Annotated in this window: 16 protein-coding genes; 11 read left to right on the top strand and 5 right to left on the bottom strand. The window is 40.3% G+C overall.

Annotation, left to right across the window (positions count from 1 at the left end; translation table 11 throughout):
• Positions 1-6: 6 nt before the first annotated feature.
• The 6 genes from MTCD1_RS12395 to leuD all read left to right on the top strand — a co-directional run bounded on the left by MTCD1_RS12395 (position 7) and on the right by leuD (position 7168).
• Complete coding sequence (locus tag MTCD1_RS12395; protein ID WP_057182067.1) at positions 7-930, top strand: glycosyltransferase family A protein; 924 nt, start codon at positions 7-9, stop codon at positions 928-930.
• An 87-nt stretch (positions 931-1017) separates the two neighbouring features.
• Complete coding sequence (locus MTCD1_RS12390; RefSeq protein WP_057182069.1) at positions 1018-1656, top strand: hypothetical protein; 639 nt, start codon at positions 1018-1020, stop codon at positions 1654-1656.
• A 550-nt stretch (positions 1657-2206) separates the two neighbouring features.
• Entirely contained in the window at positions 2207-3784 is a 1578-nt protein-coding gene (gene leuA / locus MTCD1_RS12385) for a 2-isopropylmalate synthase (RefSeq protein WP_057182070.1), read from the top strand.
• Positions 3785-3886: 102 nt separating this feature from the next.
• Positions 3887-4990, top strand: a complete 1104-nt coding sequence (gene leuB / locus MTCD1_RS12380; protein ID WP_057182072.1) for a 3-isopropylmalate dehydrogenase — start codon at positions 3887-3889, stop codon at positions 4988-4990.
• Position 4991: 1 nt separating this feature from the next.
• Positions 4992-6407, top strand: a complete 1416-nt coding sequence (gene leuC, locus MTCD1_RS12375; RefSeq protein WP_057182073.1) for a 3-isopropylmalate dehydratase large subunit — start codon at positions 4992-4994, stop codon at positions 6405-6407.
• Positions 6408-6571: 164 nt separating this feature from the next.
• On the top strand, positions 6572-7168 hold the full coding sequence (gene leuD / locus MTCD1_RS12370) for a 3-isopropylmalate dehydratase small subunit (RefSeq protein ID WP_057182075.1): 597 nt from the start codon (positions 6572-6574) through the stop codon (positions 7166-7168).
• Between the two features lie 279 nt (positions 7169-7447).
• Here the strand turns inward: leuD and MTCD1_RS12365 are convergent, their stop codons facing one another.
• On the bottom strand, positions 7448-9163 hold the full coding sequence (locus MTCD1_RS12365; RefSeq protein WP_057182078.1) for an AAA family ATPase: 1716 nt from the start codon (positions 9161-9163) through the stop codon (positions 7448-7450).
• A 170-nt stretch (positions 9164-9333) separates the two neighbouring features.
• Between MTCD1_RS12365 and MTCD1_RS12360 the strand changes: the two genes are divergently transcribed.
• The 3 genes from MTCD1_RS12360 (at position 9334) to MTCD1_RS12350 (ending at position 13790) form a co-directional block, all read left to right on the top strand.
• Positions 9334-11499 carry a TonB-dependent receptor gene (locus MTCD1_RS12360; protein ID WP_057182140.1) on the top strand — a complete coding sequence of 722 codons (2166 nt, stop codon included), beginning with the start codon at positions 9334-9336 and terminating at the stop codon, positions 11497-11499.
• Positions 11500-11670: 171 nt separating this feature from the next.
• Positions 11671-13035: a multifunctional CCA addition/repair protein gene (locus MTCD1_RS12355; RefSeq protein WP_057182080.1), complete on the top strand. Its 1365-nt coding sequence runs from the start codon at positions 11671-11673 to the stop codon at positions 13033-13035.
• A 188-nt stretch (positions 13036-13223) separates the two neighbouring features.
• Positions 13224-13790, top strand: coding sequence for a hypothetical protein (locus MTCD1_RS12350; protein WP_057182083.1), 567 nt, complete (start codon positions 13224-13226; stop codon positions 13788-13790).
• Between the two features lie 88 nt (positions 13791-13878).
• On the opposite strand, the gene MTCD1_RS12345 is transcribed toward MTCD1_RS12350, so the two are convergent.
• From MTCD1_RS12345 to MTCD1_RS12330, 4 genes are all read right to left on the bottom strand, one after another.
• The gene (locus tag MTCD1_RS12345; protein WP_231733074.1) at positions 13879-14061 is read right to left on the bottom strand and encodes a hypothetical protein; all 183 of its coding nucleotides are present in this window, start codon (positions 14059-14061) and stop codon (positions 13879-13881) included.
• 250 nt (positions 14062-14311) lie between these two features.
• The gene (locus MTCD1_RS12340) at positions 14312-14950 is read right to left on the bottom strand and encodes an alpha-ketoglutarate-dependent dioxygenase AlkB family protein (protein WP_057182087.1); all 639 of its coding nucleotides are present in this window, start codon (positions 14948-14950) and stop codon (positions 14312-14314) included.
• A 48-nt stretch (positions 14951-14998) separates the two neighbouring features.
• On the bottom strand, positions 14999-15412 hold the full coding sequence (locus MTCD1_RS12335; protein WP_057182090.1) for a VF530 family protein: 414 nt from the start codon (positions 15410-15412) through the stop codon (positions 14999-15001).
• A 214-nt stretch (positions 15413-15626) separates the two neighbouring features.
• Complete coding sequence (locus MTCD1_RS12330; protein ID WP_143760122.1) at positions 15627-15857, bottom strand: hypothetical protein; 231 nt, start codon at positions 15855-15857, stop codon at positions 15627-15629.
• A 123-nt stretch (positions 15858-15980) separates the two neighbouring features.
• On the opposite strand from MTCD1_RS12330, the gene MTCD1_RS12325 reads away from it, so the two are divergent.
• Positions 15981-16853 (top strand): hypothetical protein, encoded by an 873-nt coding sequence (locus tag MTCD1_RS12325; RefSeq protein WP_057182094.1) that lies wholly within the window; start codon positions 15981-15983, stop codon positions 16851-16853.
• Between the two features lie 32 nt (positions 16854-16885).
• A complete protein-coding gene (locus MTCD1_RS12320; RefSeq protein WP_057182097.1) occupies positions 16886-17197 on the top strand; it encodes a cupin domain-containing protein in 312 nt (103 codons plus the stop codon).
• Positions 17198-17304 lie beyond the last annotated feature (107 nt).

Genomic DNA, 17304 nt, shown 5'->3' with positions numbered 1-17304 from the left:
CCTTCTATGTCTTTTAAACAAAAAAAATCCATAAACCAAAAAATAAAATGGTGGTTTAACACCCGTATTGTCGGTTTTTGGCGCATAAAATTTTTAGGAAAAATAAAGAAAAAATTATCGCCAGCGCCAGATACGGTAAAGTTTAATCATGATGCGAGCCCAATGCCTGCCCCAAGCAATGAAGGCATTACGGTAATACTTACCGCCTACAAACGTTCTGAATATTTAGAACAACAAATTGCAGCCCTGCGCGCCCAAACCGTCCCACCTACAGAGATCTGGGTATGGTCAAACCGCAGTGATGATGAATTACGTGATATGTCTAAACTTGCCGATCGTGTTGTCGCTTCAAATAGTAACTTTCTTTTTTGGGGCCGTTTCGCCTTAGCAAATTTAGTTCGTACTAAATATGTTGCTTTTTTTGATGATGATATTTTGCCGCAACCTCGTTGGTTTGAAAACTGTCTGCAAACAATCGCCTCGGGTCATGATGCAATATTAGGTGGCTCTGGCGTTTTATTGCCCATAGAAGGTGGTTACTCAAGTAAACATAAAGCCGGCTGGAACGGTAATCATTACAATAGCCCAGTGCAAGTTGATTTAGTAGGTCATGCTTGGTTTATGAATAAAGCCCATGTGCAATATATGTGGCGAGAAGAGCCGGTATCCTGGGATAACGGTGAAGATATTCACTTAAGTTATATGGCGCTTAAATACGGTGGCATTAAAACTATAGTTCCGCCACACCCTGAAAACGATCAGTCCCTGTGGAGTTGTCGTCCTGATTTTGGTAAGATTGTCGGTCGTCTAAACGTAGCAACATACAAAACTAAAGACCATAAAAACACCCGTAGTGAAATTGTTGATAGTCATACTAAAGATGGTTGGCAGGTTGTTAAGAAGCATAGTGACTATTCGCTACCTAAATAGAAAAACTTCACCGAAGAATTACAGATATTTAATCGTAAACTGCAAAATAATGAGAATTTTTCCCTAGTACGTTTTGGTGATGGAGAAATGGAAGTAATCAACGGTAAAGCTATTGATTTATCTGAAAAATGTAACGGTGAGCACAAGTACAACCCAAACAACAAAAAAGATGAGTTTTACCGGGAAATATTAGAGCAATCATTATTGCATAAAAGCGATTCATACTTTGTTGGTTTACCTTGTCGCTGCTGCGTCGGCGACTCTCACTGTGATAATTTACGTTCACAAGCAAAACAAAGTGACAGCCAACTTACCTGGGCCAACCTCTTCGTTAATGCAAATTACCCTGAATTCTTAGCAAGCACGGTAACTATTTTAAAAGGCAAGACAATCAACATGATTTGCCATGAAAAAGCTGACTTAGCGGGGCTACCTTTTGCAGTTAACGATAGTTTTAGAGTTGGAGCAAACGCATGGAGCCAAAATTACGATGTCATGCTCACTGCAATGACAGCCTACATTGAAAAAAATAACACTGAAAACCAGGTGTTTATATTTTGTGCTGGTGTGCTTAGTAATATGCTCATATTCCAGTTAAACAAAGCTTATCCAAATAATACCTACCTGGATGTTGGCTCAGTGTTTGATGACATGATGGGATTAGGTCAAACAAGAAAGTACCTAAAATGTAGCAAAAAACGCTTGAAGCAAGTATGTGTTTGGTAAAAGATATAACTAACCAAGCAGTATATGAAGCATTAGTAGTGCGTAAGGTGCAACTTAATACCCTTTATTGATTAAACCGACTGCTTTTTACTAAGTTCAATACTTTTTAGGGCTAAATAAAATGTAGTGGAGCCAAAATAAAAAGCTCAGTACGTACTCATCGCCAGCGGCACCTTGCGATTAGTAATGACAACCTTTCATATTTAACTATCATATTACATTTTAGCCATTGACACTGCTAAGCCAAGTGCGCTATTAATAGTGCATTGAATATTTACCTCTTAAAAAGAATATTTATTAGATTTTTGTGAATTTTTACACAAACGCTAATAACGAAACTAAAATGACTAAATTGATTACGCACATTAAAACTAACCTCTTGCTCGCACTCATCATGCGCGGCTAGGTTTTGTTGCTTCTTCAACAGTTTAAATATTAAGAACTAAGTAGAAATTAATTAAAACCCGCGCTAACAATCGCGGGTTTTTTTATGTCCGCAGTTAATAGTAAAAATTTTACCGTAGACATCAGATTTTAAAGGACAAAAAACATGAGCAGCCCACAAGTTAACAATAACCAAGTCATTATTTTTGACACCACTTTACGTGATGGTGAGCAAGCATTAAATGCCAGCTTATCGGTACATGAAAAATTACAAATTGCCTTAGCTATCGAACGTTTAGGTGTCGATATTATGGAAGTGGGCTTTCCCGTTTCATCCCCTGGTGATTTTGAATCGGTGCAGCAAATTGCCCGTGTGATAAAAAATGCTCGCGTTTGTGGTTTAGCGCGCGCCGTTGAAGCCGATATTGATGCCTGTGCTGAAGCATTAAAAGTTGCCGATCAATTTCGTATCCATACCTTTATTTCCACCTCTGATGTCCATGTAAAACAAAAGTTGCGCAAAGAGTTCGCTGATGTTGAAGCCATGGCGGTACATGCGATTAAACATGCAAGAAAGTATACCGATGATGTCGAGTTTTCTTGTGAAGATGCTGGTCGTACACCTATTGATAATTTATGCCGCATGGTAGAAAGTGCCATCAAGGCAGGTGCGACCACAATAAATATTCCCGATACAGTTGGTTATACCTTACCCTTTGAATTCCAAGGCATTATCACTGACTTATTTAATCGGGTACCCAATATTGATCAAGCGATAATTTCTGTACATTGCCATAACGATCTAGGTTTAGCCGTTGCTAACTCAATGGCAGCGGTGCAAGCCGGTGCTAGACAAATCGAATGTACCATTAATGGTATTGGCGAGCGTGCCGGTAACTGCTCTTTAGAAGAAGTGGCGATGATCATGAAAACTCGCCAAGCTTTACTAGGTGTACACACCAATATCAATCATCAAGAAATTGCCCGCGTATCTAAATTAGTCAGTACAGTATGTAATATGCCGGTGCAATTAAATAAAGCTATTGTTGGCGGTAATGCTTTTAGCCATTCCTCAGGTATTCATCAAGATGGCATGTTAAAAGCCAGTAATACTTACGAGATCATGACACCAGAAAGTGTCGGCATTGCTAAAACTAAATTGAACCTTACCTCTCGCAGCGGTCGTCATGTCATTAAACACCGCATGGCAAGCTTAGGTTACCAAGAGTCTGATTATGATATTGAGGAACTTTACCGTGACTTTATCACGCTAGCGGATAAAAAAGGCCAAGTATTTGACGATGACTTAGAAGCCTTAGTCTTTAAGTTGCAGCAAAAAGATTTACAAGACTTTTACCACTTAGATACCATTAATGTGCAATGTGGTGACGGAGAATTTTCTACTGCCAGCATTAAACTTACCTCTGGCAGCAAGGAAGAAGGCGATGGCGGTAACAGCAAAGTACACTCAGCAACAGGTAATGGACCAGTTGATGCGCTTTATCAAGCCATTAAACAAAGTGTTGATATCGAATTTGAAGTCAGCGATTATAAAATATCAAACAAGGGCTCAGGTGAAGACGGCTTAGGCCAAGCCGATTTAGTCATTATTTGGCAAGGTAGAAATTTCCATGGCTACGGTTTAGAAACCGATGTTATTCAAGCCTCGGGACAAGCATTGATTCATGCACTAAACAGTATCCACCGAGCGATGACCATTGCCGAGTTAAAATTGGCAAAATAAACATTAAATAAGCGCGATTAAAATCCCGCCTACCGGTGAACACCTATGTAGGCGGGAATTTATTCGCGCTAAAACAAAATTACAATTTAAAAGGTTATAAACATGTCCAACATAGCAATTTTAGCCGGTGATGGTATCGGCCCAGAAGTCATGGTTGAAGCTAAAAAAGTACTAGCGGCTGTGGCAAGTAAGTTTGATTTTGAAATCCAAACTAAAGATTATGATATTGGTGGTGCCGCCATAGATAATCACGGTAATGCTCTACCCGACTCAACCATGGCAGGTTGTGAAGCGAGCGATGCTATATTATTCGGCAGTGTTGGCGGCCCTAAATGGGCAAACTTGCCACCAACTGAGCAACCTGAACGTTGTGCTTTATTAGGTTTACGTGGTCATTTCGATTTATTTTGTAATATGCGCCCAGCAACCTTACAGCCGTCACTATCATCGCTTTCAACATTACGCGCTGATATATCTTCGCAAGGTTTTGACATATTAGTTATTCGTGAACTAACCGGCGATATTTACTTTGCCGAGCCAAAAGGTCGTCGAGGCGAAGGTGAAGAAGAAACCGGTTTTGATTCTATGTTTTATTCACGCCGTGAAGTAAAACGCATTGCTCACCTTGCTTTTCAAGCAGCACAAAAGCGCAACAATAAAGTAACGTCCGTTGATAAAGCCAACGTATTAGCGACCAGTCAATTATGGCGCCAAGTAGTTGAAGAGGTTGCCGTAGATTATCCAGAAGTAGAGCTAGAGCACCTTTACGTTGATAACGCGGCCATGCAACTGGTACGTGATCCTAAGCAATTTGATGTCTTGCTCTGCCCTAATCTATTTGGTGATATTTTATCGGATATTTGCGCCATGATCACCGGTTCAATGGGTTTGTTACCCTCAGCCAGCTTAAATAGCGACGGTTTTGGTATGTATGAACCTGCAGGCGGCAGTGCTCCTGATATTGCCGGTCTAGGCGTAGCAAACCCAATTGCCCAAATTCTCTCTGCGGCTTTAATGCTGCGTTATAGCTTAAATCAAGAGGCAGCAGCAAAAGCGATTGAAGAGGCAGTATCGAGTGCCCTAGATAATGGCATATTAACCGCTGACTTATTATCTAGCGCTGACAAAGCCAAGGCAAAATCCACCCGTGAAGTGGGTGATTATATCTGCCAACAAATTATTTCCCAGAAAAAAGAGAGCGCATAAAATGACCACAACTAATCCACAAACCATGTATGAAAAATTATGGCAAAACCATTTAGTTGAAGACGCTAAAGGGCAAACACCCTTATTATATGTTGACCGTCATTTAATTCATGAGGTGACCTCACCACAAGCTTTTGCCAGTTTACGCTTTCATAATCGCCCGGTACGTCATCCTGAACGTACTATTGCCACTATGGATCATAATATTTCAACACGCTCCATTAAAATTGATGCGGCTGGTGAAGGCGCAGCCAACCAATTACGCGCGTTAGCAATAAACTGTAAAGATTTTGGTATCGAGCTGTTTGATATGGGTCACAAAAATCAGGGTATCGCCCACGTTATTGGGCCTGAGTTAGGGTTGACCTTACCAGGTACTATTATCGTTTGTGGTGATTCACATACCGCAACCCATGGAGCTTTTGGTGCCCTTGCTTTTGGTATTGGTACCTCAGAAGTAGAGCATGTTTTTGCTACGCAGACCTTACGTCAAAACAAAGCCAAAACCATGAAAATTGAAGTCAAAGGCCAGGTAGGCTCAGGCATTAGCGCTAAAGATATTATCTTAGCGATTATCGGAAAAACCGGTAGTGCTGGCGCAACAGGTTATGTGGTTGAATACTGTGGTGAAGCTATCGAAGCGCTAAGTATGGAAGAGCGTATGACGGTTTGTAATATGAGCATCGAATTTGGCGCTAAAGCCGGTTTAATTGCTCCGGATCAAACCACTTTTGATTATGTAGAAGGTAAAGAATACGCGCCAAAAGGTGAGGTATTTAGCCAAGCGGTTGCCGATTGGAAAAAGTTAAAGTCAGATGATGATGCAATATTTGATGCGGTATTAACCCTTGCCGCCAAAGACATTAAAGCGCAAGTGACTTGGGGTACCAATCCAGGGCAAGTGATCAGTGTTGACGGCACTGTGCCTTCGCCGGACGATTTCAGCGATCCAACTGAAAAAGAGTCTTGCATCAAGGCGCTTAAGTATATGGACTTAACCCCTGGCACCAAGATGACTGATATTCAAGTAAATAAAGTCTTTATCGGCTCTTGTACTAACTCACGTATTGAAGATTTACGCGCCGCCGCCGGTGTTGTTCAGCAATATCAAGGTCAACAAGTGATAGAGGGCGTTGACGCCATTATAGTTCCTGGCTCTTACCGCGTGAAAGAACAAGCAGAAAGTGAAGGTTTAGACAAAATATTCACTGATGCCGGTTTTGAATGGCGCTTACCCGGTTGTTCTATGTGTTTAGGCATGAATGATGACGTTTTAGAAGAAGGTGACCGTTGTGCTTCAACCAGTAACCGAAACTTTGAAGGTCGTCAAGGGCGTGGTAGCAGGACTCATTTAGTTAGTCCTGAAATGGCCGCTGCGGCAGCAATCACCGGCCACTTTGTTGATCTAAATAGCTAGTAGTTCTGAGCAATAGTTAATAGTCATCTTCGAAGTATCTGATCGAAGATCCAGTTGTTTTACGATAATAACTATGGATTCCCGATTAAAATAACACGGGAATGACACTCAATATTTGGCGGTTTGCTATCGATAGTAAGCTCTGCCTCAAAGAGGAACAGAAAATGGAAAAGTTTAACACACACACTGGCTTGGTTGTGCCATTAGATATCGCCAATGTCGATACCGATCAAATCATCCCTAAGCAATTTTTACAAAAAACTGAGCGTATAGGTTTTGGTGTACACTTATTTCACGATAGTCGCTACCTTGATCATGCTGGCACCCAGGTAAATCCTGACTTTATCCTTAACAAGGCTGAATATAAAGGCAGCAGTATTTTATTAGCCCGTAAAAACTTTGGCTGTGGTTCAAGTCGAGAACATGCACCTTGGGCGCTACAAGAGTTTGGTTTTAAAGTAATTATCGCGCCAAGCTTTGCTGATATTTTTTACGGAAACTGTATCAACGTTGGCCTTTTACCAATTATATTAAAAGAAGCAGAAATTGAGCAGCTATTTAAACTGTCTGCTGATACTCAGCTAACCTTAAAAGTAGACTTGCCAAATAATGTTATTACTTGCGGTGAACTTTCGTTTACGTTCAGCTTAAATGAATTTCAACAATACAGTTTAGAAAATGGTGTCGACAGTGTCGGTTGGACGCTAGATAAACTGGATACCATCAAAGCCTTTGAAGCGAAAATGCCTGCATGGCAATAAACTTTCTTTGGCTTACCACTTAAAATAATAAATAAAAAAGCCCTGATAAGTGATAACTTATTGGGGCTTTTTCTCTGTCCGGCTAAATTACAGATAGACTTTTATACCATTTTCATTAAGTTTGTGATCTTGTTGTGCTCAGGAAAAACATTTCAGGACAAGGCGTTCGATTGAGCAATAGCTGGCTATTGGGATTGAGAGCAACGTAGTCTTGGGGTGTCTTAACCAGCACAAGTGGGCAATAACTTACTGAAATTGGTATTATATACCGCTAACAAGCTACCAGTTGGTTAACGCCGGTAAGCTAAATGTTTCACCTTGGAAAGAGAGAATCACTTGCTGTGGTAGTATTTTTTCAACCACTACGTTATCGCCAATATAGTCGCCTTCATAACGATCTTGACCATTCACCTTTACCCAGCCATTGCCATCTGAGACATATATATGTTGTTCAAACGTCATGCTCGGTAAGGAATTTTTCAGGCTTTTGGGCATTTGAGCAAGCGATCTAACGGCAGACCTTGAGTTATCATTGTTGTCAGCTAATTCAAACGCATTACGCTTAGCTAATGAGCCCCTTACTGACTTATTATTAGCTGAAGGTTCCGCTTTGATTTCATCATTCGTTTCATCAAGTGCCGCCTGAAAACGTGCTAATAAATCACTAGAAACACCGGCAACTTCCCTCACTTGATAGTCTTGATATTTATTATTTACTGAGGTTTTCTCCCCGCTAACTACGAGGATTTTGTCAGTGTTGTCCTTGTCGGTAATTACCTCAGTAATTGGCTGTTCAATAGCCGCTACTTTCACGGTTTTACTTTTATCCGCAACCTTATTAGATTTCTTAGCCGTAATAACGTCGGTATTGCTTGCTGGATTGTTGGCTGAATTTTTCAGGCTAGCATAGGGCAGATCTGCGGAAGTATGTGCTACTTTTTTAGCGGTAGGCATTACCACTTGTTTTTTACTATGTTCAGCAACTACATTTGCTCGCTCAGTGCTATTTAGCTGCACTGGGCTGCTAGTTACTCGCTCCTGCGCTGTACTTACCATGACTTGGTGCAAAGGTTGCTGTGTTTGGCCCCACCAAAATCCCGCTAAAGCAAAAAAGGCAGCGACACTTACTGCCGTGGAAAACAGCAAAACCCCGTTATAATTTTTTTGTCCTGGCATAGCACTTAGGTCGTCACCCAACGCCTGCTCTGCTGCGGCAACGACAGTTTTTTTATTAACGACACTATCATTTTGGTTATAGGCCAACATCAAGGCACTATGACAGAGTAAATTAATTAACCTAGGCACACCTTGTGATAATTGATGAATTTTATTTAAGGCGCCTTTATCAAACAAAGCTCTGGCGCAATCAGCAACCGTTAATCTGTGCACAATGTACTGGTCAAGCTCTGGCTTTGTTAGCGGCATTAAATGATAGCGAGCGGTAATACGTTGCGCTAATTGACGTAAGTCTCGACGTTGTAATAATTGCTGTAATTCAGGCTGTCCGATTAAAATGACCTGTAATAATTTTTTGGTATTGGTTTCTAAATTGGTGAGCAAGCGCAATTGCTCTAGTACTTGCGGTTGTAAATGTTGGGCTTCATCAATAATCAATAAAGTATTGATATCATTTTGATGATTTTTAAGCAGCTTTTCAGCAATTTTATCGGTTAAGCTTTTTAAACTGGCATCGGTTTTTCGATAACGAATTTTAAATTCATCGCATATAGTCGCCAGTAATTCTTGACAGGATAAGGTTGGATTAAGAATAAAAGCAGCTTGGGTGTTTTGTGGTAATTGCTCCATTAAACAACGACTAATGGTGGTTTTTCCAGTACCCACTTCTCCCGTCAATAAAGCAAAACCACCGACTTCTCCTAAGCCGTAAGTTAGGTGTGCCAAGGCCTCCCTGTGCCTATCACTCATAAATAAATATTTAGGATCAGGGGAAATAGAAAAAGGTAATTCACTTAATGAGAAAAAATTGCGGTACATGGCCAACGCTGAAATAAAAAATAAAGTACAAAATTAACTGCTTGTTTGACGGATGTCAAAGAGTTAACACATTTAGAGTAAATGCTTAACATTTAATTGCAAATGGTAACGATTATCATTACTATACGATCAATTAGTTACTTACTCATAATACTTAGAAGGAAAATATGGTGTTAAAAACATCCATAACTCTATTAGCACTAGCTATAGCAGGCCAAGCACATGGTCAAGTTAACCAGATAAACCAACAGAGTCAAATTCAACCTAAAGCAAGTGCACAAGATATTGAGCGAATTATCGTTACCGGTAGCCGTATCGCAGAAAACATAGATGAAGTTCCTGCTTCGATAACCATAATCACCCAAAAACAAATAGCGCAGCAGTTAATGGTTTCTTCTGAAATTCAAAGCTTATTAGCTAACTTAGTGCCTGGCATGTCACCAAGTACCGGTACTTCCAGTAATTCAGGACAAACCCTGCGAGGCCGAGCTCCCTTAGTGATGATTGACGGCGTACCACAATCAACACCATTGCGTAATGGCGCATTAGGTATCAGAACACTCGATGCCAGTGTTATCGAGCGTATTGAAGTGATTAAAGGCGCTACCTCTATTTATGGTAATGGCGCTGCCGGCGGCATTATTAATTACATCACTAAAAAAGCCAATAGTGATAAAAAGCTTAGTGGCCATGCGAGTATTTCAACTCGCTTTAGTGCGGTAGAACTTGAAGATTCTGTTGGCCAGCGCTATGAAGCGGGTATCAATGGTGAAGTAAATAACTTCAATTATGTCTTTAATGCCAGTTATGAAGAAAATGGTTTACAACGCGATGCTGACGGCGATATTTTAGGTTTAAAATACGGCCTTTCTGATGCAGTAATGCAAAATTACTTTGCTAAGCTGGGTTATCACTTTGACGATGAAAAGTCATTGCAGTTCACTTATAACTACTACCAATCAAAGCAAGGCGTAAATTTAATCGACCAGGTTGGCAATATAAATACCGGTGAAAAAACCCAAGCCATTGCAGTACCTGTTGGCAAGTCGGTATTAGGTGAGCCGCAGGGTCCCACCAACCATAACCTCATGCTTAAATATGTCGATGATGAAATATTTGCGCAAACAGGATTGATGGTCGACCTCTACCGCCAAGAAGTAGAAAATATTTTCTTTTATTCACCAACATTAGCTAACCCTGATGCTGGTTACTCTGGCGGTCAATCATTAATAAGATCGGAAAAAAAGGGCTTAAGGCTAACCTTCAATACTCGAGTTGATTTCAGTTTAGCTAATGGTGACTCAGTTGAGACCACATTCATTTATGGTATCGATGCCCTTAATGATGTTACCTCTCAACCCATGGTAGATGGCAGGGTTTGGGTGCCTGAAATGGATATGGAAAGTCTCGCCGGATTTTTACAAACCAAGCTAATTTATAATGATGACCTTGTTATTAAATTTGGGGTCAGACAAGAAGATATTGATTTAACCGTTAATGATTATAGTACCTTGAAGTTATGTAAAAAAATTGACCAATGCTCTGTCCCCGTTAATGTCATTGGTGATACCTTAAATTATACCGCCACCACTTATAATATTGGCGTAAAATATAATGCCCTAGCACTGTTTAGCCCGTTTATCAGCTACTCTCAAGGGGCTGACATTTCGGATACTGGTCGCTTGTTACGTACCGCAACAGTCACCGATATTGCACTTATTCATACCCAAGCCTCTATTATCGATAATTATGAACTCGGTTTTAGCTCCGACTTCGAACAAGTTCATTTTGAGTTTGCCACTTATTTCAGTACTTCTGAGTTTGGTACTACCAATAAGTTTAATGAAGTTACCGGTGTTTATATGCCAGTACGTGCGCCACAAGAGATCTATGGTTATGAAGCATTAATTAACTATGAAATCAATGAAGCCTGGGTGGTTAATGCCACCTACAGCTGGGTTGAAGGTAAAAATACTGCAGACGATGTTTATTTAGGGGCAAAACAAATTAGTCCGCCTAAGGCGACGGTAAATCTAAACTGGCAGCCGAGTCATACTATCAGCCTAGCGCTAAATTACTTGTATGTTGGCAATCGTAAGCGTTTTGAACCGGTTGACGGTGAATATGTTGGTGATCAAGGTCCTATTGATAGCTATCAAATAGTGAACGTAAGCGGTAACTATAACTTTGCTAGCGATTGGTCGGCTTTTATCGGCATAGAAAACTTATTTAATCAAGATTACTACCCGACAAAATCACAGGGTTATACCTACGGTGGTTACAACATTAAGGGCCTAGGCACCACGGTTAATATTGGTGTTAATTATCAATTTTAATACCAAGTTCTTACCATGATTAAGCCATAGTAAGTAGCTCAATAGCTATCATGCAAAGCCTTCATTAGTGCTTTGCATGATAAAAAATCAAATAAGTAGCTCGGCCAATCTCTGCAGTTATTGCCCCCTTATGATACACTTGCATCAATGTCCTCTTCATTTTGGTGTCCCTTGTCAAGCAACAACTCTGAAAGTAAAAACCAGCCACTTAACACCTATTTAGTCGGTGGTGCAGTGCGCGATAAACTGCTTAATCGTCCGGTCAAAGACAAAGATTATTTAGTGGTAGGCAGTAGTGTTGAGCAAATGCTAAAGCTAGGTTATCAACAAGTAGGTAAAGACTTCCCGGTTTTTTTACATCCTAAAACAAAAGCAGAATATGCCCTCGCCCGAACAGAGCGTAAACAAGGCCAAGGTTATACCGGCTTTAGTTGCTATTTCGCTGCAGATGTCACTATTGAGCAGGACTTACAAAGGCGCGATCTGACAGTCAATGCCATGGCAATGACTGATAACGGTGACATTATTGATCCCTATAATGGCCAAAAAGATCTTAACGATCGTATATTGCGCCATGTTAGTGACGCTTTTATTGAAGACCCTTTACGTGTGCTACGCGTGGCACGTTTTGCCGCCCGCTATTATAAATATGGTTTTACCATAGCCGATGAAACCCTTACCCTGATGCAAGAAATCAGTGCCAGTGGTGAATTAAAAACCTTAACCCCTGAACGTGTTTGGCAAGAAATGCAGTTAAGCTTGGCCGATGGTGGTACTAATACTGACATTAATTCCGGTAACCCTGAAGTATTCTTTCAAGTACTTAAGCAATGCCATGCCCTAGAAGAGTTATGGCCTGAATTGGCCGCTTTATGGGGCATTCCCAACCCTGCCCTTTGGCACCCTGAAATTTGTAGTGGTGTGCATACTATGATGGTTTTGCAACAAGCAGTGTTACTCACCGAAACGTTGACTGATAAGCAAAGTGGTTCTTTGCAAATTGCCTCTCTACATGACAAGAAAACCGCAATACGTTTTGCCGCCTTATGTCACGATTTAGGTAAAGGGCTAACGCCAGATAACTTATGGCCTAGCCATAAAGGCCATGAAAAATCAGGCTTGCCCTTAGTAGAGAAAATTTGTCTGCAACTAAAAGTGCCGACACACTACAAACAATTGGCCTTGAAAGTATGTGAATATCACTTACATTGTCATAAAGCCTTTGAGCTTAAAGCCAGCACCTTATTAAAAATGTTTAATCACTTAGATATTTGGCGTAAACCGGAAGAATTTGATTGCTTTTTAATGGCTTGTAAGGCTGACTTTCTCGGTCGTTTAGGCTTTGAAGAACGTCCTTATCCGCAAGAGCAATACTTACAAGCGGCAGTGAAAGCGGCTAGGCAAGTAAGCGCAAAAACCTTTGTCGAACAAGGCTTACAAGGCTTAGCGATAAAAGAGGCGATGGCAAAAGCCAGACTAAACGCTATTGTGGCAGTTAAAGCTGACTGTGCGCATTTAAGCCCAACACCACATTAACAAGCTCCCCTCAGTAAAAATCACTACTATCAAGACCACTTAAACACAATTGTACAAAATATCAGCAACAATTTGTTGCAAGACATTTACAAACCACTACAACTACCTTAACCGCCTTTAACTATCATCTTTACCTCAAGTCCGTATCAGCTTTTGGTACAACTTAGTAAAAAATAAAGGTGGTTAACATGACAATGCAAATAGCTTCTTCTGGTAACTTAACACCAACTTACCATATTCAACCTGTTTCACCTGTCAGACATCAAGGCGAGCCTCGTGCAGATTTAAGTGATATTTTGACACCTGAGCAAAAGAATACTGTGCAACAAGGTGTCGATGACAAAATAGCGGAGCAGGTTGCCCAAGTAAAATCAAACGTTCAAACTGCTAAAGATATTGATTTGATGCAGTCCCATTACCAGCAACAGCAAAAACTGTTTGATATCTACTTACAAACCAGTACCGAGAGTAATATTGCCAGTGACTCTACTCAAGCTAATCAACGTAGTAGTGCGGTATCAGTATTAAGCAATAGCTATGCTGATTTATATCAATTACATCAAAATGTCAAAGAGGGTGTTGGTGACTTTATTGAACATAAATCAATGCAAACATTGCCAGCACGCTCTGTTAGCGATGCAACCGAAACGGCGGTAGTAAGTGCCAGTAATCAGCCATTAGCACTGAAACAAGTCGATGCTTACCAGAGTTTAATGATGCCAAGTACTGCGTCTTATGTGTACCTAACTGCCTAGGAAGTTAATAGCTAAGCTTGAGCCAGTCCTTAAGTATTAGCCGCTTAGATTTAGACTGATACTTAGACTTAGACTTAAAACACCAGGTTTAATGCTTGAGTGCTTTTAGCAAGTTTAATTCCAGCAATAAACATTGTGGTAGCCAAAGCCATAGGGTTAGCGCGACCACATAAGCAAGATTCACTTCACAAAACAGTCCCAGCAAACTTGCCACATAGATTACGGCTCGATTACCGTATAACAGGTAATGCCGTTGCTTTGCAATTGTCATAATGTTCACCATTAATATGATGCGCAAACTTAGTTAAAACAGCCAGTATTCGAAATTATTTCTTATAAGCTTTTATCGGCCAAGGCTGATAAAAGGTAAGCCCTAATTAACCTTCGATACGCTTTTTGTACTTATTCGTTTTTAATTCGATCTATAGCTTTATATAACTCTTTCTGGTTTTCTATAGCTCTTTATAAAAATGATGCATTTTTCAAGCCAAAATCACGTCAAAAATTGAGCGAAATAATTATTAGCTTTGTTTTAATTCGGGGGTATCGATAGTTCTAAAGGTGAGGTTTATTCGCGGCTCAGATACTTTTTTTGTTGGCGGTAATCGGTGTAACCAGTGTTGCTGGGTAGTGCCTTTCATGACGAGCAGGCTACCGGGTTTAAGTTGCAGAGAAATAACTTGTTTAGACCGTTTGTGTTTAAAGGCAAACTTTCGTTCTGCGCCAAAGCTCAAAGAAGCAATGGCGCCATTTTTTTTCAGGTCTTGCTCACCATCACTGTGCCAGGACATGCCTTCTTCACCCGAATGGTAGAGATTTAAAAGGCAAGAGTTATAGCTTTCATTGCTATGCTGCTCAACTAACCTTTTCAGCGTTAATAGCTCCTGAGTAAAAGCGATAGAATGCTTGGTCACGCCGGAGTATGTGTAGGCAAAAGGTTTACCGTCAACCGTATCCGCGCACCAAGCAACTTTCCTTTTCGTTTCAATCAACTTACCAAACACTAACGCTTGATCGCAGCGCCAAGCGATGGTGTTAAGTAACCGCTCAAAGTAGAAGTCGCTATCACTTAGCGGCATAATTTCGCCGTAATAATTTACCACACCATCGGTAGGTAAAATATTAAGCGGCTCATCGAGTAAGGCAGAAAATAAATCCATGATCAAATAAAGTAGTCTTAGCGCAGATTAATAGCTTAGGTTGAAAACTTATCTATTACCCCAAGGGTTAGTCGGGCCTGAATTGGCCGAACGTTCACGGGTTTTTGTCGCTATTTTAATGCGTAACTCTTCCGCAGACTCAAGACTCAGCTCTTTCGGTGGTCTTTGCTCTAATCCTGAGGGCACAATACGATCACGTGGTGGTAATTCAAAGTTAGCATCATCCGCTTTAGGTAAGCTGTTATATTGATACATATAAAAAGCTTCAACCTTTTCTTGCGCCCATGAGGTTTTCTTTAAAAATTTTAGGCTCGACTCAATACTGGCATTTTGCTTAAAACAATTTAGGTTCATATAAGCCGCTAAAATTTCAAAACCGTAATGGCTAACTAATTCAGTTAACACGGTTTCAAGACTAGTACCATGTAGTGGGTTGTTTTTGTAAATATCTTTATTGGTCATTATTCTTCCTAAACTGCCTAGGGTGGCAACTATGCTTTGACTTAACGGGTATGAATGAACTAATTATACCAGTTAAGCTAAAGCAAGTGGCAAAATAAAAAAGCCCCAGCTTACTTTATCAAGCAAAACCAGGGTCTTAATTTCACACTTAACTGGCGGTTTTTTTGTCACTGAAGCTAGTAACTTAATGCTGAGCGAATGCTAATTAAGCTGCCTACTTAGTGATACTCACTTCAGCATCGAGGTTATCAAGTGCTAATTTATAAGCGCATGAAACATAGTGATAACGCGAATTAAAGGTGTCGTCATCAATGGTAAAGCCAAAGTTATAGACTTTTCCTGCTGCAATTCTGCCACCGCCCGCTTTAATCAAGGCGTTAAAATCTATAAAACTTGGCCGCACGATTACCGTTATTGATGTTAATAGAATAACTATGCTCTTCACCCTAGGCCTTGCTTTAAGGCTTTTATTACTCGCTGCGTGGGAAGTAAATCCTTAGTTAATCTGGCTTTATAATACGAAAGCTTTATCATGGGCTAATAAACAATCGCTATAGGCTAACCGTATATGTTATCAACTTTTTTCAAAGCAAAACCTGTGGTTGATGAATCAAGCAAAGAATGGATTTTTGATACTTTCTCTTGGTGTATGCAGCAACTTGATAGTGAATTTTTCAACGATAATAGTGAGCTGATCTTACCTAATAATACTTTTTACCCTGGTAGTTCAACTAGTGTCGAAGAAATGGCAGCAGCGATCTTTGCTAATACCACCAAATACGCCGGCATGACTGCATGGCCACTAAAGCTGGTAGCAGCAGAAACCTTCAGCCAAAAGCCCATGCCGCAGTTACTTTTTCAATCATCACTACGTGGTGAAAGCGCGATTGTTACCGCTAAAAAAGCCGCTGATACAAGCTCTCATATCAGTTACAAAGTAGAAGGTGAGCAAGTGCTGTCAGACTTAGACTTAGACTTAGACACAGGTATAGACATAGATATTGCGTTTCACTCAAGTCAGCTTAACCAACCGCAAGATTTAATTGCCTATTTAGTACAAATACAAGCAGGTATTTTAGTTAATCAACATGGCATGCTCCCTCCAGGGGGAAAAGAAGTATTGCCGCAAACCATCGATTTAGTCGCCTGTTTTATGGGCTTTGGTGTTATTTTTGCTAATACTGCTTACCAATTTAAAGGCGGTTGTGGCACGTGTAATAACCGCAACCTTAACCGACAAGCAGCCCTGCCGGAACTAGAAACGGTTTATGCGTTGGCATTATTTTGTGTCATCAAAGGCATTGAGATTAAACAGGTAAAAAAAGAACTAAAGTCCCATCTCTATAAGCCATTTCGCCAAGCATACAAAGAAATCACCCTATATTTACAACAAACAACTAACCCTGAACATGCTTTGCTAACAGCAAATTTTAGCAAGTAATTAGTCGGTTAATAAGTTAAAGGTTTGAGAAAATGGCCAATATATTTAGTAATATTCCAGCAGAATTAGCCAATGAAATATTTGAAGATATCCTCATTACCGACAAGCTAAGGATTGAACGTATAGTATCAAAGGGGCAAACCTCGCCAGATACCGGCTGGTATGATCAAAGTGAAAATGAATGGCTTATTGTTTTATCAGGTTACGGTGTCATTGAATATATAAATGGTGATCAGGTTACCCTTAAACAAGGGGATTACCTAAATATCAAAGCCCATGAGCAGCATCGAGTGATAGCAACATCATCGGATGAAGCAACAGTTTGGTTAGCTATTTTCTATTAAGTTGGCTGCGTTTCCCTTCGCTAGACCATGTTATACCATTTTGATTAAATTTGTGATCTAATTGATTTTATTTTTCAAACGTCCAGAACAGTAATTATGACCACACT

The sequence above is a fragment of the Colwellia marinimaniae genome, from assembly GCF_002207865.1.
In the GTDB taxonomy this organism is placed as follows: Bacteria; Pseudomonadota; Gammaproteobacteria; order Enterobacterales; family Alteromonadaceae; genus Colwellia; species Colwellia marinimaniae.
Note: the sequence above shows the minus strand (reverse complement) of the source record. Positions and strands in the feature narration are given on the sequence as shown.

Bases quoted from the DNA above. Each gene is read 5' to 3' on its own strand.
- MTCD1_RS12395 (WP_057182067.1), top strand. From the start codon at position 7: ATGTCTTTTAAACAAAAAAAATCCATAAACCAAAAAATAAAATGGTGG.
- MTCD1_RS12390 (WP_057182069.1), top strand. From the start codon at position 1,018: ATGGAAGTAATCAACGGTAAAGCTATTGATTTATCTGAAAAATGTAAC.
- leuA (WP_057182070.1), top strand. From the start codon at position 2,207: ATGAGCAGCCCACAAGTTAACAATAACCAAGTCATTATTTTTGACACC.
- leuB (WP_057182072.1), top strand. From the start codon at position 3,887: ATGTCCAACATAGCAATTTTAGCCGGTGATGGTATCGGCCCAGAAGTC.
- leuC (WP_057182073.1), top strand. From the start codon at position 4,992: ATGACCACAACTAATCCACAAACCATGTATGAAAAATTATGGCAAAAC.
- leuD (WP_057182075.1), top strand. From the start codon at position 6,572: ATGGAAAAGTTTAACACACACACTGGCTTGGTTGTGCCATTAGATATC.
- MTCD1_RS12365 (WP_057182078.1), bottom strand. From the start codon at position 9,163: ATGTACCGCAATTTTTTCTCATTAAGTGAATTACCTTTTTCTATTTCC.
- MTCD1_RS12350 (WP_057182083.1), top strand. From the start codon at position 13,224: ATGACAATGCAAATAGCTTCTTCTGGTAACTTAACACCAACTTACCAT.
- MTCD1_RS12345 (WP_231733074.1), bottom strand. From the start codon at position 14,061: ATGACAATTGCAAAGCAACGGCATTACCTGTTATACGGTAATCGAGCC.
- MTCD1_RS12340 (WP_057182087.1), bottom strand. From the start codon at position 14,950: ATGGATTTATTTTCTGCCTTACTCGATGAGCCGCTTAATATTTTACCT.
- MTCD1_RS12335 (WP_057182090.1), bottom strand. From the start codon at position 15,412: ATGACCAATAAAGATATTTACAAAAACAACCCACTACATGGTACTAGT.
- MTCD1_RS12325 (WP_057182094.1), top strand. From the start codon at position 15,981: ATGTTATCAACTTTTTTCAAAGCAAAACCTGTGGTTGATGAATCAAGC.
- MTCD1_RS12320 (WP_057182097.1), top strand. From the start codon at position 16,886: ATGGCCAATATATTTAGTAATATTCCAGCAGAATTAGCCAATGAAATA.